The organism is Micromonospora sp. NPDC127501 (assembly GCF_040302185.1).
In the GTDB taxonomy this organism is placed as follows: Bacteria; Actinomycetota; Actinomycetes; order Mycobacteriales; family Micromonosporaceae; genus Micromonospora.
In genome coordinates this window covers 664,793-687,666 of the sequence record NZ_JBEORJ010000001.1, presented here as the reverse complement: position 1 = coordinate 687,666, position 22,874 = coordinate 664,793, and the positions used below count along the sequence as shown (strand labels likewise).

Here is a 22,874-nt window from a genome sequence, read left to right as displayed (position 1 = left end):
TTCCTCAGTCGCTCGTGGCGGCATGGTGGACGGCGGCGGCGAGCCGGTCGTGTTCGGGATAGGACCAGCCGAAACCGAACTGGCGCCGGGTGTAGCCGAACGCGATGCCGCTGTGTGGGTCGGCGAACGACTCGGAGCCGGCCGAGCCGTCGTGTCCGAACGCGTTCGCGCTGAGAGACGGGTAGCGCAGGCCCTTGGCCTGGAATCCGAGTGCGTAGTTGCCCTGCTTGCCGCGGACCAGGTCGCCACCGGTGGAGTGCAGCATGGCGAACTTCCCGATGGTGTCGGGCGTGAGCAGCGGGGGCCGGCCGTTGCAGCCCCAGACGGCCGCGGTGTACAGGCCGGCCAGACCGCGTGCGCTGCCCACTCCACCGGAGGAGGCCGGGCCGTTCCCGCGTACCGCCCGGGTGTTGGCGAAGGCGACCTGGTCCAGCGGCGGCGTGCTGTTGAGCCCGTAGCCGATGCCGGTGATGCTGTGCGGGCCGGGCACGTTCGCCCAGAACGCCGCTTCCTGCTCCGGTGTGGCCGACCACCGCTGGATCGGCAGGAACCGCTCCTCCTGCGCCTCCGGCAACCCCAGATAAAGATCCAATGTGTACGGGACGCGGACGCGCTCCTCGTACATCTGCTGCAGCGACTGACCGGTCGCCCGCCGAACCACCTCGGCGATCACGGCGAACGTGACGAAACCGCCGTAGCCGTACGCCGAACCCGGCTTCCAATACGGCCGCTGCCCGGCCAGCCGGCGGGCGGTCATCGCGTCGTCGGCCAGCTCCGCCGCGGTCAGCCCGCCGTCGACGCCGATCACACCCGAGCGGTGGGTGAGCACGTCTCGTACCGTGATCGCATCCTTGCCGGCGGCGGCGAACTCCGGCCAGTACCCGGCCACCGGCCGGTCGACCTCGACGATCCCCTCCTGCGCCAGTAACGCCACCACCACCGCCGCGGCGCCCTTCGTGGACGAGTAGACCCCGGTCAGCGTGTCACCGCTGACCTGTGGCCCCGCCCACAGGTCGACCGCCAGGCGGCCGCCCGCATAGGCGGCGAGCTGCGACCCCACCTGGCCGCCCTGCTCGGCGACCACAGCCGCGTACTCCTCGCGGACCTGGGCGAATCCCTCCGCGACATAGCCGTACACTTCCGGATGACTCATGATCAGCAACCTTTCTTTCGAATGATCGCCGCCATGACGGATCCCGATCGGCGATGGTGACCGGTCACCTTTTCGCGGACTGCCGCGTCAGCGGTACGACCAGTCGAGGAAAGGGAAACGTCACTGTGAACGCCGACAACGTCCTGGCCGTGCAGTTCCAGGGCCACCGTCCCCATCTGAAGGCGGTCGCCTACCGCATGCTCGGCTCGCTGACCGACGCCGAAGACGCGGTGCAGGAAGCCTGGCTGCGCCTGGCTCGCACCGACGCCAACGACATCGACAACCTCGCCGGCTGGCTGACCACAGTGGTGGGCCGGGTGTGTCTGGACATGCTTCGCGCACGCAAAGCACGCCGTGAAGAACCGATGGAGGATCGCCTACCGGATCCGGTGGTCAGCCGGGAAACCAGCACCGACCCGGAGCAGCAGGCGCTGCTGGCCGACTCGGTAGGACTGGCCCTGCTCGTGGTGCTGGAGTCGCTGACGCCGGCCGAAAGGTTGGCGTTCGTGCTGCACGACATGTTCGGCCTGCCGTTCGAGCAGATCGCCCCGATCGTGGACCGCACACCCGTGGCCGCCAAGAAACTCGCCAGCCGTGCACGCCAACGGGTCCGCGGCGCGACCCCGAGCCCGGATCCTGATCTGACCGGTCAGCGTCGCGTGGTGGACGCCTTCCTGACCGCCGCGCGCGGCGGCGACTTCGACTCGCTGTTGGCCATCCTCGACCCGGACGTCGTGCTGCGCGCAGACGGCGGCGTACTCAACGGCGGCATGAAGACCCTCCGTGGTGCCGCAGCCGTGGCCGGCCAACTGGCCACCTTCCAGCGCATGTCCACCACCTCGCACACGCGTCCGGCCCTCATCAACGGGATCGCCGGCCTCGTGAATACCGTCGACGGCCGACTCATCTCGGTGATGAGCTTCACCGTCGCCGACGGCAGGCTTGCCGCGATCGACATCCTGTCCGACCCCGACCGGCTCGCCCGACTTGATCTCACCGGTCTGCAGTCGTGACTCCCGCCATCCGTCTTTGATCGGCAGCAAGATCCTCATGGGCTCGTCGACGGCCGTACTCGAATCTGTCGCTTCTCTTAGGCCTCGGGCCGCTACGTACAGCGCCGGCCCACCATCACGTTGGCTGAGTTGAGTGAGACCCCGGGCCGGGTCCGGTACGTGTCCCGGTGCCGGTTGAGGCTGCGCGGGTGGCAGAACCTGAGCGAGTACGCCGATTGAGCGAATCCGCAAGGCTAGAGCCGCAACGTCTCGTGTGCGGCGTTCTCTTTCCCGCGGAGTGCTCCGCAGTTCTGCACAGAGGTCGACGAAACTCCATGTCGCCTGCTGGGGGAGTGTGCGCAGGTCAAGGCAGTAAGGAGCCGACGGTTGGCCTGACCTTCAACTGGGAGCGGGTGGGGCGGCGTGCGAACGATGTATCCGATTCCCTGCGAGGACTGACGACCGTAAGGTTGGCCGGCCGAGGTTGTTCAGTGCCCTGGCCGGCCATTTCGTGAGGGAGGTGCGGCGGTGGGGTTCGATGTGTATGTCGAGAACCAGGTGCACGAGCGACGCTATGCCGGCGTGGAAGCGGGCTCCTCGCTGCAACGGCTGGTGGCGGCGAGCGACCGGGAGCGGCACCACCTGGTGTCGAGGATCGATTCCTACGGCGACACCATGATCAACCTGATCCAGCTGCCGCAGCTGACCGAGGAGCTGGACGAGATCGCGAGCCGCAAACCGGAGCTCCGGGCCGACGTGCAGGCGCTGGGGGAGCTCATCGAGGAGGCGACCCGGGCGCGCGGATATCTCTGGATCTCCGGTGACTGAGGCCGGCCCCGGCAGGGACGGATAGGTTGGTCGCAGAAGCACAGGTCACGCTCGGTCTGACGGTCTGATGTGGACATGGAGCGAGGCTCCCGGTAAGAAGGCAGTCGAGCATAGAAGTGGCCTGCTGCGCACGCGCTCCGCTGACGGTGCAAGGCGGCATGATCGGGCTGCGCGAACGTCGCAGCCCGGGCCGGTGGAATGCGGGTAACCGTGTCGCAGGTTCAGGTCCTCATCAAATGCTCCACAGGCCAGCACAACCCCGCCTCCCGTATCGAGCCGTTGAATAGGCCGCCCGACCTGTGCACCAAACGCGAACGGACGGCGAACTCGCCCGGCGTCGCCAACTTGGCGTGCCTGCTCTTCAGGACGCTTCGGTTCAGACCGACACGTGGGGAGTGTTCTCAAGGGAACACCGTAGTGACCCCTGATGGCGCTTGGGAGCTTTCTGATTCGCCTCGCACTGCTCGCCACTGGTGTCGTGGCTCAACGCATCTGATGCGGGTCAGGGAGGTTGATGCCACGGATCAGTAAATGTGATGCCGCTCAAGGGATCTGGTGCGCTTGCGGCGCAGTGCCTGGCCTTCGCCAGCATGAGGTGACTGCCCGACAACCCACGCCTGACAGGTAGTGTCTCGATCCATGATCCGTGGAGCGGTGTTCTTCGATGTCGATGGAACGCTGAAGCCAACCAGCAGCGGCCAGCACCTCGCCGAGCTCGTCGGCAATGCCAAGGAGATCGCAGAAATACAAGCCGGCTACGGAGCCGGCACCTTGAGCAGTGACGAGTCTTGCGTGCTCGAGGCTCGTGGGTGGGCAGGCAGGACACCCGCTGAAGCCCTGGCGTTTCTGGAGTCGATGCCGCTGGTGGACGGCATAGCGGAGACGGTTTCGTGGTGCCGGGCTCACTCGCTCGTGCCTGTACTGGCCACGCTGGCGTGGGACTTTGTCGGCACCTACCTGTGCAGCCGCTTCGGCTTCGACCGAGCGTGCGGACCACGCCTGCAGATAGTCGACGGCCGGTACAGCGGCGAGGTCGCCGAGCAGTTCGACGAGCAGGCCAAGCGCGATTTCGCCGTCAGGGTGGCCGCCGAGTTGGGCGTCGAACTCCGGCATTGCGCGGCCATCGGCGACGGGCGATCGGATGTGCCGCTGTTCGGCGTGGTCGGCTGCGCCATCGCGTTCAACGCAACCCCCGAGGCTCGTGCCGCCGCCAGCGCAACGGTCGACGGCCCTGATCTCCACGCCGTCGTGCCCGGCCTGAGCGCCTGGCTGGAAACCCGGTCGGCGTTATCCGCGTGACCGCAGACGACGCATTGGAACTCGGCTTGGGTAACACGGTTCCGGCCGCCGTGTGCCCGCGCAGCGGCGTGACGTATCGGCGGGGTTGACCAGCACAACTTCCGGCTGTCCTGCCAGATTCCGACGGGGATCGACTCGACGATGGCGAACGCGCGGCCGGGCCGTCCGGATTCGACAGGTCGGCCCAGTGGCGAGGGTTCGAAGAGGGTGCGGGAGAACGGGTAGCCGCCGTCGTCGGGGTAGGCGCGGGTCAGCTCGCAGTCGCCCATCGCCCCGGTCTCGGGATCCAGGTCGCTCATCAGGCCGGCGGCAAGGCCCTGCGGGAGCTCTACAACCCCGCGCAGCTGGACGTCCTGCGGCGCACCAGTCACCTGCTCTCGGAACCACCCGACTGAGCGTCCGTGGCCGCGCAGGCGAACCTCAGCGGTCGCCCGACACGTTGTCGTGCTGCTGACCGTGGTCCTGGACGAAGCGTTGCTCGATCCGGGCGTACAAGAGGCCCATGCAGCCGCTGAGGGTGGCGATGACGATCGCCGCCGGGCCACGTCCGGCGGTAGCGACGCCCGCCACGACGAGCATCGACACCGTGAACGCGACGGCGCCGAGCGCGGCGTAGACCCTGTCCTGCATGTTCGCCCAGCGTCGCTTCGTGCGGTTGGCTGAGCGGCCGATGGTGCGGGGCTCGATGAACAGGGCGATCAACAGGACGGGAACCACCTGCATCGCACCTTCGTAGAGGACCATGTTCACGCCTTCCCGGATTGTTCAGGGCGGTGCCGGACGAGGGCCTTGCTGCTGCGGCGGAAAGCCCATACGACGACCAGCGCGGCCAGCACGGTGAGCGGGGTGCCCATGACGATCAGCGGGTATGCCCCTGCGGCACACTCAAGTCAGCAGGGCAGGAGTGTGGCCGACCTCACGGGTCTACGCGCTTACCTGCGCCCAACAGCCGGTCCGCCTCATCCCGCGGGTGCGTCCCGGTCGAGGATGGCGTTGGCGCGCTGCAGGACGTCGATCTGTGCCGGGTTGTGCAACTCGACGACCGATCGGAGGAAGGCCATCCAGTTGCGTGTCCCGTGGCCCGTCGCGCCCTGCTCAGCCAACTCACGCAACCGTGGATGTTTCTGCCGGCCGCGGTCCACGTCGGGGGCGAGCCGCTCGGCCAGCTCCTGCCGGGTCTGCTCGCTCGCGTCCTCGGCCAGCGCATCGAACTCTTTCTCGGCCGTGCTGGGGGCCGCGCCGAGCGTCTCGCGCAGGGTGTCCAGCACCGACGGCTCGAAGACCCGCGAGCAGACGAGCAGGAAAGCCCGTGCGTCCTCGGACAGGTCACCGGCGACGTGACCGAAGCCTGGCGGCAGGTCGACGCGGTCGGGTTGCCGAAAAATCTCGGCCAGTTCCTCGCGGATCCGCTGCTGACGCTCGATACTGGCCGCCAGCTCGACGTCGAGGGCGCGGAACATCTGCTCCGCGCCCTCATCCGAGCCATCCATCGCGGCGATGTCGGCCAGCGGCAGGCCCAGGTCCACCAGGCGTCGGATCCGCAGCAGCCGGATGAGGTGCCGGGTCCGGTACTGCTTGTAGCCGTTGGTCGCCCGCTCGGGCTCCTCCAGCAGCCCGATCCGGTGGTAGTGCCGCACGGTCCTGAGCGTGGTCCCGGCGATCTCCGCCAGCTCACGCGTGCTCCAACCACCTCTGATCCGCATGCCGCCATTGCACACCGTGCCGCAGGGGCACTGTCAACGTCAGCCCTGGCGGCAGGTCCGGTCGGTCGGCATCTTGCCGTCGACCAGGTACGACGTGGTGGCGTTCAACGCGCAGGCGTTACCGCCGACCACGAAGACACCGTGCCCGCTCTCGTTGGCGACGACCAGCCGGGAGCGCTTCTCGAACTTCTCGCGCAGCAGCTTGCCACCGGCGAGGGGGGTGACCGGGTCGTGCCGGTTCTGCAGGATCAGCACGTTGCGCGGCCCATTGTCGTTCACCGCGACGGGCGACTCGGCCGGCTCGTGCTTCCAGAAGGCGCAGGGGGTGATGTTGGCGCTGGCCGCCCCGTACAGCGGGAAGCGCTTACGGTCCTGCGCGACCGCCCGCCGGTAGTCGTCCACGTCGTCGGCCCATCGGACGTCGTTGCAGGTGACGGCGAGGAACACCGTCAACGCGTTGTCGTTCGGATGGGGACCCGCCGCGGCCTCCGACTTCGCCTTCGACGCCTTTCCGGGACTCAGGTACGTCTGCCAGATCTGCGCCAGGGCCGGGTACTGCATCTCGTTGTAGAGGTAGGCGAAGGTGACGACCCGCAGGAGGGCGCCGGTGGTTCCGTCCGGAGCGGGCTTCCTGTCGAGCTGTTCGGCGACCGTGAGGTAGGTCCGGCGCACCTGCTGCGGGGTGCGGCCCAGGCCGTAGGAGTCGTGCCGCTTCGCCGCCCATTCGGCGAAGTCGGGGAACGTCTGCTCCATGCCGAGCGCGTACCGGCGCAGGCCGGCCTGGTCGAGGTGGGTGTCGCCGATGTTGCTGTCCAGCACGATCCGGTCCGTGGTGGCCGGGAACATCGAGGTGTACGCGGCACCCAACGCCGTGCCGTAGGACGCCCCGTAGAAGCTGGCCTTCTTCTCGCCGAGGGCAGCGCGAATCCGGTCCAGGTCACGGGCCATGTTGGCGGTGCTCACGTGGCGCAGCCGCCCGTCGGTGTCGTTGGCCGCGCAGCGTTCGGCGACGTCCTTGGCGATCTTCGCCTGGCGGACGACGGCCGCGTCGTCAGGGGCGTACGGCGGGATGTTCGCCCCGTAGGCGTCGTCGGCGGTGAAGCCGCAGCTCACCGGCGCCGAGTGCCCGACGCCTCGGGTGTCCATGCCGATCAGGTCGTAGCTGTCCGTGACGCTGGTCGGCAGCCCCTTCGATATCAGGAAGGCCGGCTGGTCCAGCCCGGTGCCGCCCGGCCCGCCCGGGTTCAACATCAGCACGCCACGCCGCTTCTCCGGGTTCGTGCTCGCGATCCGCGACACCATGACCTCGATCTGGGTGCCGTCCGGGTTGCGGTAGTCCAACGGAACCGGCACCTTCGCGCACTGCATGGGCGCACCTACCGTCGGCGGCACCACCACGCTGTCGGGGCACGCCGTCCACGTCAGCCCCGCCACAGGCTTCCCCGCCGTCGACCTTTCGGCCGCTGCCGGAATGACCGCGACCATGGTGCCGGCCAATCCCAGTGCTCCTATTAGGGCAACGCTCCGCATTCGCACCACTTTTGCCTCCTGGTCCGGCCCGCAACAAAACGGGCTCATCCCATCCGAACCTGTGCCCTCAGGGCACAGTCAAGGCAACCGTCGGTGCTGGCGAGATCACAGTGGGTGCGGCTGAGTGTGCCGCTACGGCCGGGTGTCTCATCGAAAGCGCATTTTGCGCAAACCAAATCGACTGCGGAGGCCCCATGACCTTGTTCGACTCCGACCCGCCCGGGGACCGGTCCAGCTCACCCGCCATTCGGCGCACCGGGCGCGTTGGCGCGGCTGTCGGCGCGGCGGCGCTGCTCGCGTTGGCGTCCGCCTGCACGAGCACCGCAGCCTCGACCGATGCCGACCCGAAGCCGTCCGCTGACCGGTTGGCGGCCTACTACGGGCAGAAGCTGTCGTTCGGCTCGTGTGCGGACTTCGGCACCAGTGCGGGAGACAAGAAGCTCTACGTCAAACCGTTCGAGTGCGCCCGGCTGGAGGTGCCGCTGAACTACGAGGACCCGACGGGCAGGAAGATCCGGATCGCGGTGCTCCGGCTGCCCGCCCAGGGGGAACCCGGGCAGCGCATTGGGTCGCTGGTGCTGAACCCGGGCGGTCCGGGTGGTTCGGGTATGACCCAGGCGACGTCCTTCAGCGCCGTGTTCGCGAAGAGCCCGCTGGTGCAGCGCTTCGACGTGGTGGGCTTCGATCCGCGCGGTGTCGGGTCGTCGACGCCCGCGATCAGATGTTTCAGCGATGCCGAACACGATCGCGGCGAGGATCAGACCACGCTGCTGGCGTCGTCGGGTGGGTGGAGCGGGGAGGACACCCGGCGCCTGGCGGAGCGCTGCGCGAAGGGTTCGGGCGGGGCGGAGATCCTGTCCGCGGTCGGCACCCGCAACGCCGCCCGGGACCTGGACGTCCTGCGCTCGGCGCTGGGCGACGAGAAGCTCACGTTCGCCGGGCAGAGCTACGGCACCCGACTCGGCGCTGTCTACGCCGAGATGTTCGGCACGAACGTCCGGGCGCTGGCACTGGACGGGGTGGTGGACCCCACCCTGAAGAATCCGCAGCGACGGCTCAGCCAGCAGGCCGGCTTCCAGCAGAGCTTCGACAAGCTGGCGGCCTCCTGCGCCGCCAGCATGGACTGTCCGCTGGGTACCGACCCGGCCCAGGCCACGACGGTCTTCCAGAAGCTGGTGCGGCCGCTGATCGACAATCCGGTCCCCGCGGGCAAGGGACGCACGCTGAACTTCACCCAGGCCGTCGGCGGCATCACCGCCGGCCTCTACAGCCCCGAGGTCTGGCCCGTGCTCATCAAGGGCCTCGCCCAGCTCAAGCAGGGCGACGGAACGCAGCTTCTGAAGGTCGGCGACGTGTTCGGCGGTCGGGACCCCTCCGGCGGGTGGAACAACTACCTCGAGGCCAACCTCGCCATCAACTGCAACGACGAGGTGCGCCGCACCCCCGAGGAGGAGGCCCGGCTGCGCGCCGACATCAACAGGACCAGCCCGTTCGTGGACAGCGGCGAGAAGGTCGACGGAGTCAGCCGGGATGCGTGCGAGGCCTGGCCCGGCGAGCCCAGCCTCGGCATTCCCTACGCCCAAAACGTCAAGGGTCTGCCCGCCACCCTGATCATCTCCGTCACCGGTGACCCGGCCACCCCCTACGCGGCCGGCAGGGTCCTGGCCGGCGACCTCGGCGGCACCGTGCTCACCGTCGAGGGTGCCCGGCACACCGTCGCGCAGGATGGGATCAACCCCTGCGTCAACACCGCCTCGCCGCCTACCTCATCGATCTGAAGGTTCCCGCGGCGGACCAGCGCTGCCAGCTCTGATCCGACGGCTGGTCATCGCCTCGACGTCGGGTCACCGCCGCCGGCCTGGTCCCGAGCGGCGGTGGCCCTCGCCGCGCCGTTGATGCCCGATCGGCATGAACCTCGCGGCTTCTGTCTTCGACCGCATGCCGGATCGCTGCCAGGGTCGAGTCCTGTCCGACCGGCGCTTTCCGGCGCCCTTACACGTATCGACAAGGAGTGATCATGGTGCTTCCGACACGCTGCTTGGTGGCCACGGCGGCAGTTCTCTCCCTGGCTGCCTGCAGTCCCGCCGGTGCCGCGGAACAGCCGAAGCGGGACAGCGCGGTGGCGGCCCCCACGTCGTCCGCACCAGACCGCGAGCAGGAGTTCCGGCAGTTGGAGGAGAAGTTCGACGCGCGGCTGGGGATCTACGCGATCGACACCGGCACCGGCCGGACCGTGCAGTACAGGGCCGACGAGCGGTTCGCGTACGCCTCGACGTTCAAGGCGTTGGCCGCCGCCGAGATCCTCGACGAGACCACGGACGCCGAGTTGGACCGGGTGGTGCGCTACTCGGCCGACGATTTGGTGACCTACTCGCCGATCACCGAGCAGCACGTCGCCGAGGGCATGACGCTGCGGGCCATCTCGGACGCTGCCGTGCGCTACAGCGACAACACCGCCGCCAACCTGATGTTGCGTCACCTCGGCGGACCGCAACGGTTCGAGAAGGAGCTTCGCGAGATCGGCGACAAGGTCACCGATCCGGCACGCTACGAGACCGAACTCAACGAGGGCAGGCCGGGTGACCGGCGGGACACCAGCACCCCGCGCGCCATGGCCGGGTCCCTGCGGGCGTACACCGTCGGTGACGCCCTCGAACCCTCGGACCGCAACACCCTCAACGGCTGGCTGCGGGGCAATACCACCGGGGCTGCGCTGATTCGCGCCGGCGTTCCCGACGGCTGGGTCGTCGGGGACAAGACCGGCTCCGGCGGGTACGGCACCCGCAACGACATCGCGGTGATCTGGCCGCCGAACCGCGCGCCGATCGTCCTTGCGGTGCTGTCCAGCCGCGACGAGAAGGACGCCGACTACGACGACGCACTGATCGCCGAGGCGACCAGGGTGGTGATGGCCAACTGGTGACCGGTTGAGCGGTACCCACTCGCCGCCGAGTGCCCGCACGGAGGCGTCGGACACCGCGGGGTGGCAGCGACGGAGACCCGACCGGCGGGCGGAACGCCGGTTGACGGGCCGCTGCCGCCCCGCACCCTATGGATCGAGGTGACCTGGATGTGGAAACGTGACCACAACGTCCTCACCAACGCCGCATCGCTGCTGATCTGCGGCCTGCTGGCCGGTGTGGTGGTCGCGGCGGCGGCCTTCCCCACGGTGGCGATGTCCGGCTTGGCGGCGAAGGCCGGCGTCGAGACGTTCGGCGCGCTGCCCAAGGAGCTGACGGTGGCCCGCGCGCCGCAGATCAGCTACCTGCTCGCCTCCGATGGGAAGACGCCGCTGGCGACGATGTACGACGAGAACCGGCGGGACGTGAAGCTCGCCAACGTCGCCCCGGTCATGCGCCAGGCGATCGTCGCGGCGGAGGACCACGACTTCTACCGGCACAACGGGGTCGACCTGAACGGCGTCGCCCGGGCCTTCGTCAGCAACTCCTCCGGCGCCAACGGTAAGCAGGGCGCCTCGACGCTGACCATGCAGTACGTCCGGCTCGCCATCGCCTACTCCGCCACCCGTCCGGCCGACGTGGTCGCCGCGACCGAGGACACCAGCGCCCGTAAGCTGCGCGAGATCCGCTACGCCTTGCAGATGGACAAGGAGTTCTCCAAGGACGAGATCCTGGAGCGCTACCTGAACATCGCCGCCTTCGGCAACGGCGCCTACGGCATCTACGCCGCCAGCCAGGTCTACTTCGGCAAGTCGCCCAGCAAGCTCACGGTCGAGGAAGCGGCGATGCTCGCCGGCATGGTCAAAGCCCCGTCGACCAACGACCCGACCACACCGAGCGGCCGCAAGGGCGCTCTCGACCGGCGGAATTACGTCCTGCAGAACATGGTCGAGACCGGCGCGCTGCAGCAGCCGCAGGCCGACGCTGCCAAGGCCACCAAGATGGCGGTCAAGGACAAGCGCACCCCGAACGGCTGCGTCGCCGCCAACCAGCGGCAGTGGGGGTTCTTCTGCGACTACTTCTACCGCTGGTGGATGGAGCAGGAGACCTTCGGCGCCACCGCCTACGACCGGGAGCGGCGGCTCAAGAGCGGTGGTTACACGATCACCACCAGCCTCGACGTGCAGGCGCAGCGCGGTGCGGACCAGGCGGTACGCAGGACCAAGAGCGAGACCGCCGAGGAAGCGGCCATGGTCGCCACGGTCGAACCGGGCACGGGCCGCGTCCGCGCCCTCGCCGTGAACCGCACCTTCCGGCCCGACGACCCGGGGAACCCGACCAACAGGCCGCACAGTGACCCGAAGCAGCGGGCGAAGGGCGCTTCGGGCAACTACCCCAACACAATGAACCCGTTACTCACCGGCGGCGACGGCATCACCGGTTACCAGGCCGGCTCAACCTTCAAGATCTTTACCGTCGTGGCCGCCCTGGAGAAGGGCATCCCGCTCAGCCACACCATCGACGCACCACAACGGTTCCGATCGGAGTACGTCATCGACCGTGCCAGCCCCACCGCGTGCCCGGGCACCAACCTCTACTGCCCCACGAACTCGGACAAGAAGGCCGGTGGCGTGCTGACCATGTGGAGCGCGTTCGCCCGGTCGACGAACACCTACTTCGTGCCGTTACAGCAGCAGATCGGCGCCGAGAATGTGGTCGACGCCGCCAAGCGGCTCGGCATCCAATTCCGGGTCGACCGGGAAAGCCGGTGGGCCGACGACCGGGCGGCAGCCCATGACTGGGGCGCATTCACCCTGGGCGTCTCCGCCACCACCCCGCTGGAGTTGGCCAACGCGTACGCGACGCTGGCCGCGGACGGCACATACTGCGCGCCGACGCCGGTGCAGGAGATCCGTGACCCGGACGGGAGGACGCTGGAGATCGCGCAACCCCGCTGCGAGAAGCGAGTGAGCACCGGGGTGGCCCGCGCCGCCGTCGACGTCGCCCGTTGCCCCGTCGGCGACGACTCCGCCACCAGCCGGTGCGGCGGCAGCCGTACGGCCAGGCAGGTGAAGACGGCCGTGGACGCTCCGGTCGCCGGCAAGACCGGCACCACCGACGCGGAGAACTACGCCTCCATGGTCGCGATGACCAAGCAGTACGCCGTGGCCGGCATCCTGACCGACCCGGACTGGCCGCAGACCGCCGTGAAGATGCACCACCAACAGCGCGACGGCATCAACCCGCCGGTCTACGAGAGTCTGGCGGCGGCGATGCAGGGCAAGCCGCGCATCGATTTCGCACCAGCACCGACGGAACTGATCGGCTGAGCGACGCCCGCCGGCTAACCCCACCAGGGCAGGGTGCCCGTCCGCAGGTGGTCGTGCAAGCTCCGGGCGACCTGGGCCATCGTCGCCTCGCTGCCGGGCTGCGCGACGGCGGGCACCCGGGAGGCGGTGAGCGCGGCGACGGCGTACGACTGACCGTCGGCGTGGTCCACCACCCCTACCTCGTGGCGCAGGTGCAGCAGGGTGCCGGTCTTGGACGACCAGCGGGACGCGTCGGAGGTGAAGTCGGGGGCGAGTCGCTGGCGGTGCAGGTTGTCGCCCATCAGGGCGCGTACCCGCTCGGCGGTGGTCTCGTGGATCGCCGACGGCCGCCAGAGGGCGTGCAGCAGGTCGACGTAGGCCCGCGCCGACCCGGTGTTGGCGCGGGTGACGTCGAGTTGGGTGACGGGGTGGCCCTGGCCGGGTGTTCCGGCGCCGATGGCGAGGGAGTGCGCCAGGTGCACCTCGTCGGGACCGAGACGTTCCGCCGGCGTGTCGGCAAGATCGCCCGCCCGGTGCCGCACGGTGATGCCGTCGATGCGCAGTCGCCGCAACTCGGCGGCTACCGCGGCAGGCGGGGTGAGGTCGAACAACGCGTCGGAGGCAACGCCGTCGCTGACGGCGGTGCTCAGGTAGAGCAAGTCGTCCACGGCGACCCGAGCCGGATGGCGGAAGCGGCTCAGCCCGGTCGGGCCCGGTGTGGTGATCCGACCGGGGAGGACGTCGACAGGCATCGCCGGGTCGAGTTCCCCGCGTGCGATGCGTTCGAGCACGGCGACCGCCAGCGGCACCTTCACCAGCGACGCCGACGGGTACGTCGTGTTCGCGTCGAAGCCGAGCTCCTGGCCGGTGTCGAGATTGCGTACGAGGAACGCGCCGTTCAACCCCGCCTCGTCGAGAAGGGCCTGGGCGTCGCGGATGACGGCGATGGCGCTCACGCGGGATCTCCCGTCGTGCGGTCACCGAGGGTGCGACCCTCTGCCGCCCTCGGCTGGCCGTCGGGCGCGCCCAGGCAGCGTGCGATGTCCCCGGCGAGGACCGTGCTGAGCTGATCGAGGTCCTCGCGTACGCCGGCGGCGACGTGGTAGCCGCGCAGGAGGCGTGGGACGGCGAGGGGGCACCAGTGCAATCCGAAGTCCTCGGCCTGTTGACGGGAGCAGAGCAGCAGGTCGGGGGAGCCGAGTGCCGCCGCTGCGGCGTCGACCAGGGACGGTGCGACCGCCACCTGGGCCGGCACCAGGCCGGCCGACTGGCCGGCGCGGGTCAGTGGGTCCCGAAGGTACGCGACGTCGTCCTCGGGTTGGATCAGGATCCGGCGGCGGGCCTGGGTGCGGGCCCGGCCGCTGCGCAGCGTCTCCAGGAACACCGTCGGCGCCGGGAAGGGGGTCCGGGCGGCCAGCCCGAGCGGCACCCGCCAGGACGCCGTGGCCTCCGGGACCGCCACGATGCCGGCACCGACCTCCAGGGTCCGACAGAGCCGTTCCCGCTCGGCCGGACCGGCCGGCCGTACCTCCAGGTGGATCCGCTGCCGCCGCGCCGCGACCACCAGATCCGCGAGGCGGCGCGGCGGGCAGATATCGGGTACGGCTACCCGCAGCGGACGCAACCGGGCCCGCTCGGCGTCGTCGGCCATGGCGTCGGCCAGGTCGACCAGGCGCCGGGCCGACGGCAGCATGTCCTGCCCGAACGAGGTCAGTCGCACCGCGCGGGACGACCTGTCGAACAGCCGCGCCCCGAAGTGCTCCTCCAGGGCGGCGACGCGGCGACTGGCGACCGACTGGGGGATTCCCGCAGCGGCGGCCCCGGAGGTGAAGCTGCCATGGCCGCTGACCGCGACGAAGGCTCGACAGGCGGCGACCACATCCACCCACCGAACCTATACCCGGATCGCATGGACGAACTGACGCGGCACCTGCCCAGCATCAGGCCCGAACCGGCCTGAGACGAGCGCGATGACCCGCGCGACGCGGGGCGGTGACGTGGCGACACCGGGGCGTGCCCGCCTGGACCGAACGCCGGGCCGCCGGCCTCTGGGACGAGGATCACCTGGACGCGGCTTGAGTATGCCGCTACGGCCGGGTGTCTCATCCAAGGCGCAGCTTGACGGACGAATCGATTCCGAGGCGCTCCCGTGGCTTCGTCGGACGCCGTCACGTGCGACAGCACCGGGCCGAGCACTCCGAGCACTGAAGCGGCCCAACCGATCGTCATATCGATGCGAAGGACAGCATGCCCCACTCTCAAGCACATCCGGTCGTGCGCTCGCTGGGGGCGTTCGAGCACATCATCGACCTCTACATCAGCCGCAACCCGGTCCAGTTCTCACTCGTCATCGAACTCGTTACGCACGTCTCGGCGCAGCAGCTGGACCGCGCGCTCGCGCACCTGCAGCAGACGCATCCGCTGCTCGCCGTCGGCATCGACCGCAACGGCGATCGCCCGACCTTCCAGGAGTCGACCGAGCCCATCCCGGTCCGACAGGTCCGCGGGGGCGACTGGCGTGAGGCCGCAGCGCAGGAGCAGACGATTCCGGTCGATGCCGAGGGGAGTCCGCTGGCGCGCGCGACGCTCATGAGCGACGCATCCGGTGATCGGGGAACCGTCGTCCTCCTGACGTTCTCCCACCAGATCGCCGACGGTCGCGGCGCGCTCCGCGCGGCACACGACCTCCTCGCTATCCTCGACGGGCAGACGCTCTCGCCCCGGCCGGCGCCCATCGACCAGGAGAGCCTGCTCGTGGGCCCACCCCAGGCGGAACGGCCGGCCGATCAGGCCCCGAGCCCGACGCCGGCCGTCGCCACGATACGTCCGTTCGACGCCACCGCACCCAACGTCGAGAGCGCCGAGCTCGACCCTGCGACGACCGACCACCTTCGCTCCACCGCCCGCGCCAACGGGTCAACCGTTCAAGGCGCACTATGCGCCGCCGCCGCCCAGGCACTCTCCGCGCTCACCGGGGGCGAGAGCATCCGCATCAACGTTCCCATCGACCTCCGATCGGCGCTGGATCTCGAGGACGACGTCGTGAACCGCTTCACGGCGACGACCGTGGTGCTGAATGCACCTGCGCACAGCACGCTCTGGTCGCTTGCGCGGGACGCGACGGCCCAACTGCGAGCGGCACGGGACGCCGCCCGCGACGCGGCGCTGATGCTGGCCTCACTCAACCCCGCCGGAGCCGCCGAGGCAGAGGCGGCGATGCTCGCGGCCACCATCGCCGACCTGGAGATCACGAACCTGGGGACGTCCGAGCCCGGCACATCATCCGCGGTCGCGATCTGGGGACCGACGATGACGACGCAGGTCCGCGACGAACGGATCCTCGGCGTCGTCACGCACGCCGGGTCACTCCGAATGGTGTTGACGACCCACGGCGACACGGGGGGTCTTCCCGCTGACATTGCCAGCCGTCTCACGGACCTGTGAGATTCAGGATCCGCGGAGCAGGTTTCGGCCGCAAGCGCAGCGGGCGCGCGCCGGCCGGGCCGACGCCTGCGGTCGAGTGAAGAGCCCGGCCTGCAGGAACCGGGCGCGTCGCTCGACGTCGCCGGCCGGGACTGCGCCTTCGTCGGCGAGGGCGGCCAGCCATCGCTCGATGCGGTGCAGGCCCAGCCGGTCGAGCGAACGGTATGCCGCGACGTCGTCATCCGTCGGGTCGGCCGCGATGTACGTCTCGTGGATCGCGCGCCAGTACTCACGCGCCCGATTCCCGGTGCCGACCTGCGAGAGCAGCTGGATGATTGAAAGACAGGAGATTCTCGGATGGTGTTCAAAGGATTGCGCGACGGTCTCGCGGCACGGCGCCTTCGGCCGGGCAATGGTGAGCCGCTGCCGCGCTTCCGTTGGTGGCAACTGCTGAGCAGGTCCGTGCGAACGCTGACACTTCGCGCACCGGACGGCACCACGCACACCTACGCGGTCGACGTCCGTCAGCTGGGCGATCGCGACGACGGCGCGGTACGCGCGCGGCTCTACCTCGACGGTGCGCTCCATTCGCTCTCCACCATGCCGGCCCGCTTCCCCGTGCCGGGCGGTCACATCGAGGTCGCCGTCAACGTCTACGGACTAGGCCGCTGCCACTACGTGCGGACCGACGGCACCGAGACACAGTTGACACCCCATCCCGCTTCCGCCGAGGGTCGGCGAGCCTACCTCGACCGCACCCGCCCGAGATTGAGCCGCCTCGTCGGCGTCGTCTCGACACTGCTCGTGCTCATCGGGATCTGCGTAGCCGTGCCACAGCTCGTCGAGACGATCTCGCAGGCTCCGCCGGTGGCGGACTCCCTGGGCACGTTCGATCTTCCCGTGCGCGTCCCGCTCGAGGTGAACATCGCTGCCGGTATCGCGGCGGTCGCGGGTAGCGCCGAGCGTGCACTGCGACTGCGTTCGAACTGGCTCGACTCTCTCGCTAGCTGACCACGAGAAAGGACACATGACGAACGCCCCAAGGCGTAGCTTGCGCCAGCCGTACGCTAGCCGGGGCCGTCGGAGACCGGGCGGTGCGGGTCCCGGGCGTAGACGTCCGGGGCGTACGCCGCCTGCGGCACCGCGAGTCGCGGCAGGTCCTCGCCGGGTTCCTGCCGCAACGGCTGCGTCAACCCGGCGTGCCAGCGCTGCTCGTCGGCCAGCCAGCGCTCCGTGACCGACTCCGTCCGGATGCCTACCAGCACACCGATCTCCGGCGTGCCCGAAGCCGTCAGCGTTGTCCCTCGGAGGCGGTAGGGCAGCGTGCGCTCATGTCGAGGAGAGTGCGTTTCACCACGATCATTTAGGGTCGGCCTGGCGGCCGACGGGAAGCGAAAAGTGCTGGTGCCCGGGCTCATGCGCCTTTAGTCGAGGCAGTGGACGCGGACGGCGATGTGCTGTGGCTGACCGCCCGTGTCTCGGTGTAGAACCTCAAGCTCGACTCGGTGTCGGTCCATTGAGACGGGGTCGTCCTTCCCGCCGGCCAGGCAGGTTGGATAGGTGCCGTCGTGGTGCAGTGTCCCGTTCGCGTCCTGCCAGCTTTCGGCGATCACTGAGTAGATCGTGTCGCCATCGGTAGAGCCCCGTGGGGCCCCGTCTGCCTCGAAGGCGATGGACCTGGTCTGGTCATTCGACCAGGTGACCGTCCCAGCGAGCAGCTCCGGCTTGGCGGTGTGCGGATCGTCGGCAAGCTTGGCTGCCCCGAAGCCGCCGATCAGCCCTACGGCGACCAGCGCTAGAGAGAACGCGATCGTGGCGCGGCGGCGATGTGGTGGGGTAGCGACCGCAGCTTGCCGCGAGTCGGCGGATGCCACTGGCATGTCTGCAAGATACGCGATCGGCGCCGACGGAGCTGGCCGGTCCGCGGACCTGCTGCGTGAGGGTCGTGTGCTTCTGCTGGGCCTCGCCGACCGCGCGGAGGTCCGCGATGCCGCGGCCGCGTGGACCGGCCGGGTCAACACCGTCACCGCCCGCACGGACCGAGTGGACGTCGACGCGTAGCTGATCCGGCCCGACGGCTGTGTCGCCTGGGCCTTGCCCACCGCGCAGGACCTGGGCACCACCGTGCTGGTGCGTGCGCTCGGCACGTGGTTCGGCCACCCGGCCTGAGCGGCGCATTAACGGTCGTCTCAGATTCGCTCGGTACGAAGTCGGCATCAGATGAGCGACTAACCGTATGGAGGAAGCTAGTGATGGCAGTCGAGTCAGCGCCGCCCGGGGAAGCGCCGGCCGGTCGCTTGGCAGGCCGGTGGGTGCCATGGTTGGTGATCGGGTTGTGGGTGGCGCTGGCGGCGGTCATGGTGCCGCTGAGCGGGAAGTTGAGCTCGGTAACCACCGACAGAGCCGTGGACACCCTGCCGGCCAGCGCCGAGTCCACCAAGGTGGCGGTGCTGGAGGACAGCCTCCCCGGCGGTGAGGACAACACGTTCGTCTTCGTGTACCACCGCGCGGGCGGCATGACCGACGCCGACCGCGCGTCGGTCGAGCGCCACCACAACACCCTTGTCAAGCGGTACCCGCCGAAGGTGACGGCGGCGGGCGGCGAGGACGACGAGGGCCCACCGACGAGATCCTCCACTGACGGCAAGGCGATGATGTTCACCCTCGATGTGAGCACGACATACGGCGCACCGGAAACCCTCGTCGGCCCATTGCGGGAGGCTGCGAAGGAGCGCCCCGCCGGCCTGGAACTCGACGTGACCGGACCCGCCGCGGTCGACGGCGACATGGACGCCGTCTTCGACGGCATCGACCTGCAGGTCTTCCTCACCACCGTCGTCGTCGTCACGCTCCTGCTGATCCTCACCTACCGCAGCCCGGTGTTGTGGTTCATCCCGCTCATGGCTGTGGGCGCGGCCGCACTGACCGCGATGGCGACCGTCTACCTGCTCGTCAAGGCCTTCGGCATCGTGATCAACGACCAGAACTCGGCGCTGCTGACGATCCTGGTATTCGGCGTCGGCACGGACTACGCGCTGTTGCTCATCGCCCGGTACCGGGAGACGCTGCACCACCACGAGAACGTCCGGGTCGCGATGGTCCACGCGCTACGCGGCGCGGCGCCGGCCATCGTCGCGTCCGCGGCCACCGTGATCGCTGGACTGCTCTGCCTGCTCGTCGCCGACCTGAACAGCACCAGCGGGTTGGGCCCGATCGGCGCGGCCGGCATCCTGTGCGCGCTGGTGGCCATGCTGACGCTGTTCCCGGCGGTGCTCGTGGTGCTCGGCAGGCGGATCTTCTGGCCGGCCATACCGCGGTTCAACACGGCCGTCCAGGAGAAGCCGGGGCTGTGGGGACGGCTCGGCACCGCCATCAGTCGCCGCCGGTGGGTGGCGACGCTTGGCTCGCTCGGAGTCCTCGGCGTGCTCGCCATCGGGCTGGCGGGCAACACCGGCGCCCTGCGGGAGCAGGACCAGTTCCTGTCCGCGCCGGAGTCGGTCACCGGCTTCACCGTCCTGCGCCAGCACTTCCCGGAGCTCGGCGGCCAGCCGATGACGATCTTCACCCGGCCGGCGCACCAGGAGCGGGTGCTCGAGATCGTCCAGGGCACTCGCGGTGTGGCCCTGGCCGTCCCGGGGGAGACCAGCGGAGGCTGGGCCGACATCTCCGTGTTCCCGACCGACGCGCCGGACACCGCCGCGGAGTACGACACGATCAAGCGGGTGCGTGCCGCCGTGCACGCGGTGAACGGGGCGGAGGCGATCGTCGGCGGGCCGAGCGCGGAGAACCTCGACACCGAGGTCACCACCACCCGCGATGAGAAGCTGGTGATCCCGCTGGTGCTCACCGTCGTCCTGATCGTCCTCGGGCTACTGCTCCGAGCGATCGTGGCCCCGCTGGTCCTGATGGCGACCGTGATCGTCTCATTCGCCGCAGCCTTCGGCGGCAGCGTGTTCGTCTTCGACACGATCCTCGGATTCAAGGGCGTCGATTATTCGGTGCCGCTGCTGGCATTCCTGTTCCTGGTGGCGCTCGGCATCGACTACAACATCTTTCTGGCCAGCCGGGCCCGGGAGGAGACCGTGCGCCTCGGCACCAGAGAGGGCATGCTCAAAGCCCTTTCCGCCACCGGTGGCGTCATCACCTCGGCAGGCCTGGTCCTGGCGGCCACGTTCGCGGTCCTCGCCTCGCTTCCGCTGGTGATGCTGATCGAGGTCGGGTTCCTGGTCGCCTTCGGCGTGCTGCTCGACGCCCTGCTGGTGCGGTCGGTCCTGGTGCCCGCCCTCACCCTGCTGATCGGCCGGCGGATGTGGTGGCCGAGCCGGTTGTCCCGACCGGTGGAGCTGCCGAACGATCAACGGCCGCTCGTGGAGGGGCCCGCGCCGCAACGGTGAGCGCGGCGGCACAGTCGAGAGATCCGGGACGGGCTCTTTCCCGTCCCGGATCTTTGCCATGGGCCGGCGGCCGTCACCGTGTCCGCCGCCCTTGTCCTGCGCCGCCCGCTGCGGCGGGCCCTGGCACCGCGCGCCGTGGCGGTCCCGGCCCCGTGCCGCAGTGGTCAGCGCGCCACCGGGTCCACCCCGCTGAGCCGCGTGATCCGAGCGGGCGGGGCGGCGGCCGGAAGGATGATCCGCAGCAGCGCGCCACCGCGTGCCGACCGGGCGACGGTGACCCGGCCGGCGTGGGCGTCGACGACCCGCTGCACGATCGACAGCCCCAGACCTGACCCCGGCAGCGCCCGGGCGCTGTCGGCACGGTAGAACCGGTCGAACACCCGCGGTACGTCGGCGGCGTCGATGCCCGGCCCGGCGTCGTCGACCTCGAGGACCGCCGACGCGCCCTCGGCACGGAGCCGGACCTGGACCGGCTGGTCAGTGGGGGACCACTTGCCGGCGTTGTCGATGAGGTTGAGTACCGCCCGCTGGAGCGCAGCGGGACGCCCGCTCACCCACACGGAGGTCACGTCGATCGCGACCTCGATGTCGGGCACGCGGGAACGAGCCCGGGTCGCGGCGGCCACCACCACGTCGGCGACATCGAGTAGCTCGGTGCTCTCGTCGCTGACGTCCCCGCGCGCCAGGTCGGTCAGCTCGGCGGCAAGGGTGCTCAACTCGGCCACCTGGGCGCCGAGATCGTTGAGCAGCCGGGTTCGGCTCTCCGCCGGCAGTGCGCTGTCCAGGGTGCCGCGGCGATCGAGCCGGATCAGCAGCTCGACGTTGAGGCGCAGGCTGGTGAGCGGGGTCTTGAGTTCGTGGGCGGCGTCCTCGGCGAGCAGCCGCTGGGCCCGCCGGGAGTCCCGGAGCGCGGCCAGCATGTCGTTGATTGACTGGATCAGCCGCCGGATCTCCCCGCCGCCCTCGTCCGGGATGTCGGAGTCGAGGTCCCGGGTCTGCGCGACACGAACCGCGGCGGCGGTCAGCCGGTCGATCGGTGCCAGCCCGGTCCGCGCCACGGTCCGCCCGACAAGGGCGCCCCCGGCCACGCAGAGCAGTCCGATCAGCAGCATGCCCAACCCGAATCGGTTGACCGGGCTGTCGTCGTTGTTGCGGGCCACCTGGACCGCGCCGTCGCCCGCCCGCAGCGTGTAGATGAGGTAGCCGTCGTCGTCGCTGTCGTTCGATTCCATCAGGTCGGCCGACGCGCCCTGCGCCACGCGCCCGGCGTGCCCGCTGACGGGGGGCAGCGCGGGTTGGCCGGCCGGCGTCCGGGTCGAACCGTCGGGCAGGATGACCCGCACCAGCCGGCCGGATCCGGGATACGGCGGTAGCTGGACCTGCGCCAGACCGGTGTGCTCGACGGTCGTCGCCAGAATGCGGGAGTCCGCGCGTAGCTGATTCTCGGCGTTGTCCTGCAGCTCCGAGTCCAGCAGCTCGCTGGCCACCTGGAAGGCCACGAACACGCTGACCGCGATGGCCGTCGCCGCGATCACCGTCAGCCTGGTCCGCAGGGACCGCCGGCGCCACCACCGGATCAGCTGACGCGGTTCCCGGCCGGCGGGCCTGCTCACGGAGGAGTCTCCCGCAGCGTGTACCCCAGGCCGCGCAGCGTGTAGATCAATCGCGGCTCACCCTCAGCCTCCATCTTGCGGCGCAGGTAGCTCACGTACACCTGAAGGTTGTTGGCGGTGGTGCTCATGTCGAAGCCCCAGATCGCCTCGAACAGCGCGTCGCGGGTCAACACCCGGGTCGCGTTGCGCACGAGAACCTGTAGCAGGGAGAACTCGGTCCGGGTCAGATACAGCGGCCGACCACCCCGCCACGCCTCGAACCTGTCGGGATCGAGCCGGACGTCGGCAAACGACAGGATCTGCGACTCGTCGTCGCCCGGCGCGCGGCGGCGCAGCAGAGCCCGGACCCGGGCCAGCAACTCCTCGGTGGCGAACGGCTTGGGCAGGTAGTCGTCGGCGCCCGCGTCCAGCCCCGCGACCCGGTCGGAGACCTGATCCCGGGCGGTCAGCATCAGCACTGGCAGATCCCGACCCGCCGCCCGCAACCGCCGGCAGGTCTCCAACCCGCCGAGGCGGGGCATCATCACGTCGAGGATCAGCAGATCCGGCGCCGCGCTACCGATCCCGTCGAGCACGGCGAGACCGTTGGCGGCGGTGCTGGTGCCGTAACCCTCGACCTGAAGCACCCGCTCCAGCGACTCACGGATGGCCGCCTCGTCATCGGCGATCATGATCCGCACGCCGGCCCGCTCCCTCCAGTTGATGCTTTTGCGCTCATCCTCCCCGATCA

At 69.7% G+C, this 22,874-nt stretch carries 19 protein-coding genes and 2 pseudogenes; 10 read left to right on the top strand and 11 right to left on the bottom strand.

Features of this window, described 5'->3' with window-relative positions; genetic code table 11:
• Window positions 1–4: 4 nt before the first annotated feature.
• The gene (locus ABTW72_RS03060) at window positions 5–1,153 is read right to left on the bottom strand and encodes a serine hydrolase domain-containing protein (protein WP_350853506.1); all 1,149 of its coding nucleotides are present in this window, start codon (window positions 1,151–1,153) and stop codon (window positions 5–7) included.
• 125 nt (window positions 1,154–1,278) lie between these two features.
• Here ABTW72_RS03060 and sigJ point away from each other — a divergent pair, with 125 nt between their 5' ends.
• The 3 genes from sigJ to ABTW72_RS03045 all read left to right on the top strand — a co-directional run bounded on the left by sigJ (window position 1,279) and on the right by ABTW72_RS03045 (window position 4,272).
• Window positions 1,279–2,166: an RNA polymerase sigma factor SigJ gene (gene sigJ / locus ABTW72_RS03055; RefSeq protein ID WP_350853503.1), complete on the top strand. Its 888-nt coding sequence runs from the start codon at window positions 1,279–1,281 to the stop codon at window positions 2,164–2,166.
• Window positions 2,167–2,673: 507 nt separating this feature from the next.
• Window positions 2,674–2,973, top strand: coding sequence for a hypothetical protein (locus tag ABTW72_RS03050; RefSeq protein ID WP_350853500.1), 300 nt, complete (start codon window positions 2,674–2,676; stop codon window positions 2,971–2,973).
• Between the two features lie 639 nt (window positions 2,974–3,612).
• Window positions 3,613–4,272 (top strand): HAD family hydrolase, encoded by a 660-nt coding sequence (locus ABTW72_RS03045; RefSeq protein WP_350853498.1) that lies wholly within the window; start codon window positions 3,613–3,615, stop codon window positions 4,270–4,272.
• Window positions 4,273–4,692: 420 nt separating this feature from the next.
• On the opposite strand, the gene ABTW72_RS03040 is transcribed toward ABTW72_RS03045, so the two are convergent.
• From ABTW72_RS03040 to ABTW72_RS03030, 3 genes are all read right to left on the bottom strand, one after another.
• Window positions 4,693–5,016 carry a hypothetical protein gene (locus ABTW72_RS03040; protein WP_350853495.1) on the bottom strand — a complete coding sequence of 108 codons (324 nt, stop codon included), beginning with the start codon at window positions 5,014–5,016 and terminating at the stop codon, window positions 4,693–4,695.
• A 215-nt stretch (window positions 5,017–5,231) separates the two neighbouring features.
• Entirely contained in the window at window positions 5,232–5,975 is a 744-nt protein-coding gene (locus ABTW72_RS03035; protein WP_350853492.1) for a helix-turn-helix domain-containing protein, read from the bottom strand.
• 39 nt (window positions 5,976–6,014) lie between these two features.
• Window positions 6,015–7,343 carry an alpha/beta hydrolase gene (locus ABTW72_RS03030; RefSeq protein WP_350853489.1) on the bottom strand — a complete coding sequence of 443 codons (1,329 nt, stop codon included), beginning with the start codon at window positions 7,341–7,343 and terminating at the stop codon, window positions 6,015–6,017.
• A gap of 356 nt (window positions 7,344–7,699) precedes the next feature.
• On the opposite strand from ABTW72_RS03030, the gene ABTW72_RS03025 reads away from it, so the two are divergent.
• From ABTW72_RS03025 to ABTW72_RS03015, 3 genes and pseudogenes are all read left to right on the top strand, one after another.
• Entirely contained in the window at window positions 7,700–9,283 is a 1,584-nt protein-coding gene (locus ABTW72_RS03025) for an alpha/beta fold hydrolase (protein ID WP_350853486.1), read from the top strand.
• A 236-nt stretch (window positions 9,284–9,519) separates the two neighbouring features.
• Entirely contained in the window at window positions 9,520–10,428 is a 909-nt protein-coding gene (gene bla / locus ABTW72_RS03020) for a class A beta-lactamase (RefSeq protein WP_502892153.1), read from the top strand.
• Between the two features lie 147 nt (window positions 10,429–10,575).
• Window positions 10,576–12,726 (top strand): annotated as a pseudogene (locus tag ABTW72_RS03015) (transglycosylase domain-containing protein); the annotation flags it as partial.
• Window positions 12,727–12,749: 23 nt separating this feature from the next.
• Here the strand turns inward: ABTW72_RS03015 and ABTW72_RS03010 are convergent.
• Entirely contained in the window at window positions 12,750–13,670 is a 921-nt protein-coding gene (locus tag ABTW72_RS03010; RefSeq protein WP_350853480.1) for a serine hydrolase, read from the bottom strand.
• Window positions 13,667–14,599, bottom strand: coding sequence for a LysR family transcriptional regulator (locus ABTW72_RS03005; protein ID WP_350853477.1), 933 nt, complete (start codon window positions 14,597–14,599; stop codon window positions 13,667–13,669). Before ABTW72_RS03005 ends, ABTW72_RS03010 begins: the two co-directional genes overlap by 4 nt.
• Window positions 14,600–14,988: 389 nt before the next feature.
• Between ABTW72_RS03005 and ABTW72_RS03000 the strand changes: the two genes are divergently transcribed.
• Window positions 14,989–16,158 (top strand): phthiocerol/phthiodiolone dimycocerosyl transferase family protein, encoded by a 1,170-nt coding sequence (locus tag ABTW72_RS03000; protein ID WP_350853474.1) that lies wholly within the window; start codon window positions 14,989–14,991, stop codon window positions 16,156–16,158.
• 3 nt (window positions 16,159–16,161) lie between these two features.
• On the opposite strand, the gene ABTW72_RS02995 is transcribed toward ABTW72_RS03000, so the two are convergent.
• Window positions 16,162–16,725: a hypothetical protein gene (locus ABTW72_RS02995; protein WP_350853471.1), complete on the bottom strand. Its 564-nt coding sequence runs from the start codon at window positions 16,723–16,725 to the stop codon at window positions 16,162–16,164.
• Window positions 16,726–16,737: 12 nt separating this feature from the next.
• Between ABTW72_RS02995 and ABTW72_RS02990 the strand changes: the two genes are divergently transcribed.
• Window positions 16,738–17,148 (top strand): hypothetical protein, encoded by a 411-nt coding sequence (locus tag ABTW72_RS02990; RefSeq protein WP_350853468.1) that lies wholly within the window; start codon window positions 16,738–16,740, stop codon window positions 17,146–17,148.
• 56 nt (window positions 17,149–17,204) lie between these two features.
• Here the strand turns inward: ABTW72_RS02990 and ABTW72_RS02985 are convergent, their stop codons facing one another.
• Window positions 17,205–17,402 (bottom strand): hypothetical protein, encoded by a 198-nt coding sequence (locus ABTW72_RS02985; protein ID WP_350853465.1) that lies wholly within the window; start codon window positions 17,400–17,402, stop codon window positions 17,205–17,207.
• Between the two features lie 159 nt (window positions 17,403–17,561).
• Window positions 17,562–18,017: a hypothetical protein gene (locus tag ABTW72_RS02980; protein WP_350853462.1), complete on the bottom strand. Its 456-nt coding sequence runs from the start codon at window positions 18,015–18,017 to the stop codon at window positions 17,562–17,564.
• Here ABTW72_RS02980 and ABTW72_RS02975 point away from each other — a divergent pair.
• Both ABTW72_RS02975 and ABTW72_RS02970 read left to right on the top strand, forming a co-directional pair.
• Window positions 18,016–18,306: pseudogene (locus tag ABTW72_RS02975) on the top strand (aromatic-ring hydroxylase C-terminal domain-containing protein). The gene ABTW72_RS02980 and the pseudogene ABTW72_RS02975 overlap by 2 nt on opposite strands.
• 155 nt (window positions 18,307–18,461) lie before the next feature.
• Entirely contained in the window at window positions 18,462–20,531 is a 2,070-nt protein-coding gene (locus tag ABTW72_RS02970; RefSeq protein ID WP_350853951.1) for an MMPL family transporter, read from the top strand.
• 164 nt (window positions 20,532–20,695) lie between these two features.
• Here the strand turns inward: ABTW72_RS02970 and ABTW72_RS02965 are convergent, their stop codons facing one another.
• Entirely contained in the window at window positions 20,696–22,144 is a 1,449-nt protein-coding gene (locus ABTW72_RS02965) for a HAMP domain-containing sensor histidine kinase (protein WP_350853459.1), read from the bottom strand.
• Window positions 22,141–22,815, bottom strand: coding sequence for a response regulator transcription factor (locus ABTW72_RS02960; RefSeq protein WP_502892152.1), 675 nt, complete (start codon window positions 22,813–22,815; stop codon window positions 22,141–22,143). Before ABTW72_RS02960 ends, ABTW72_RS02965 begins: the two co-directional genes overlap by 4 nt.
• Window positions 22,816–22,874: the final 59 nt, after the last annotated feature.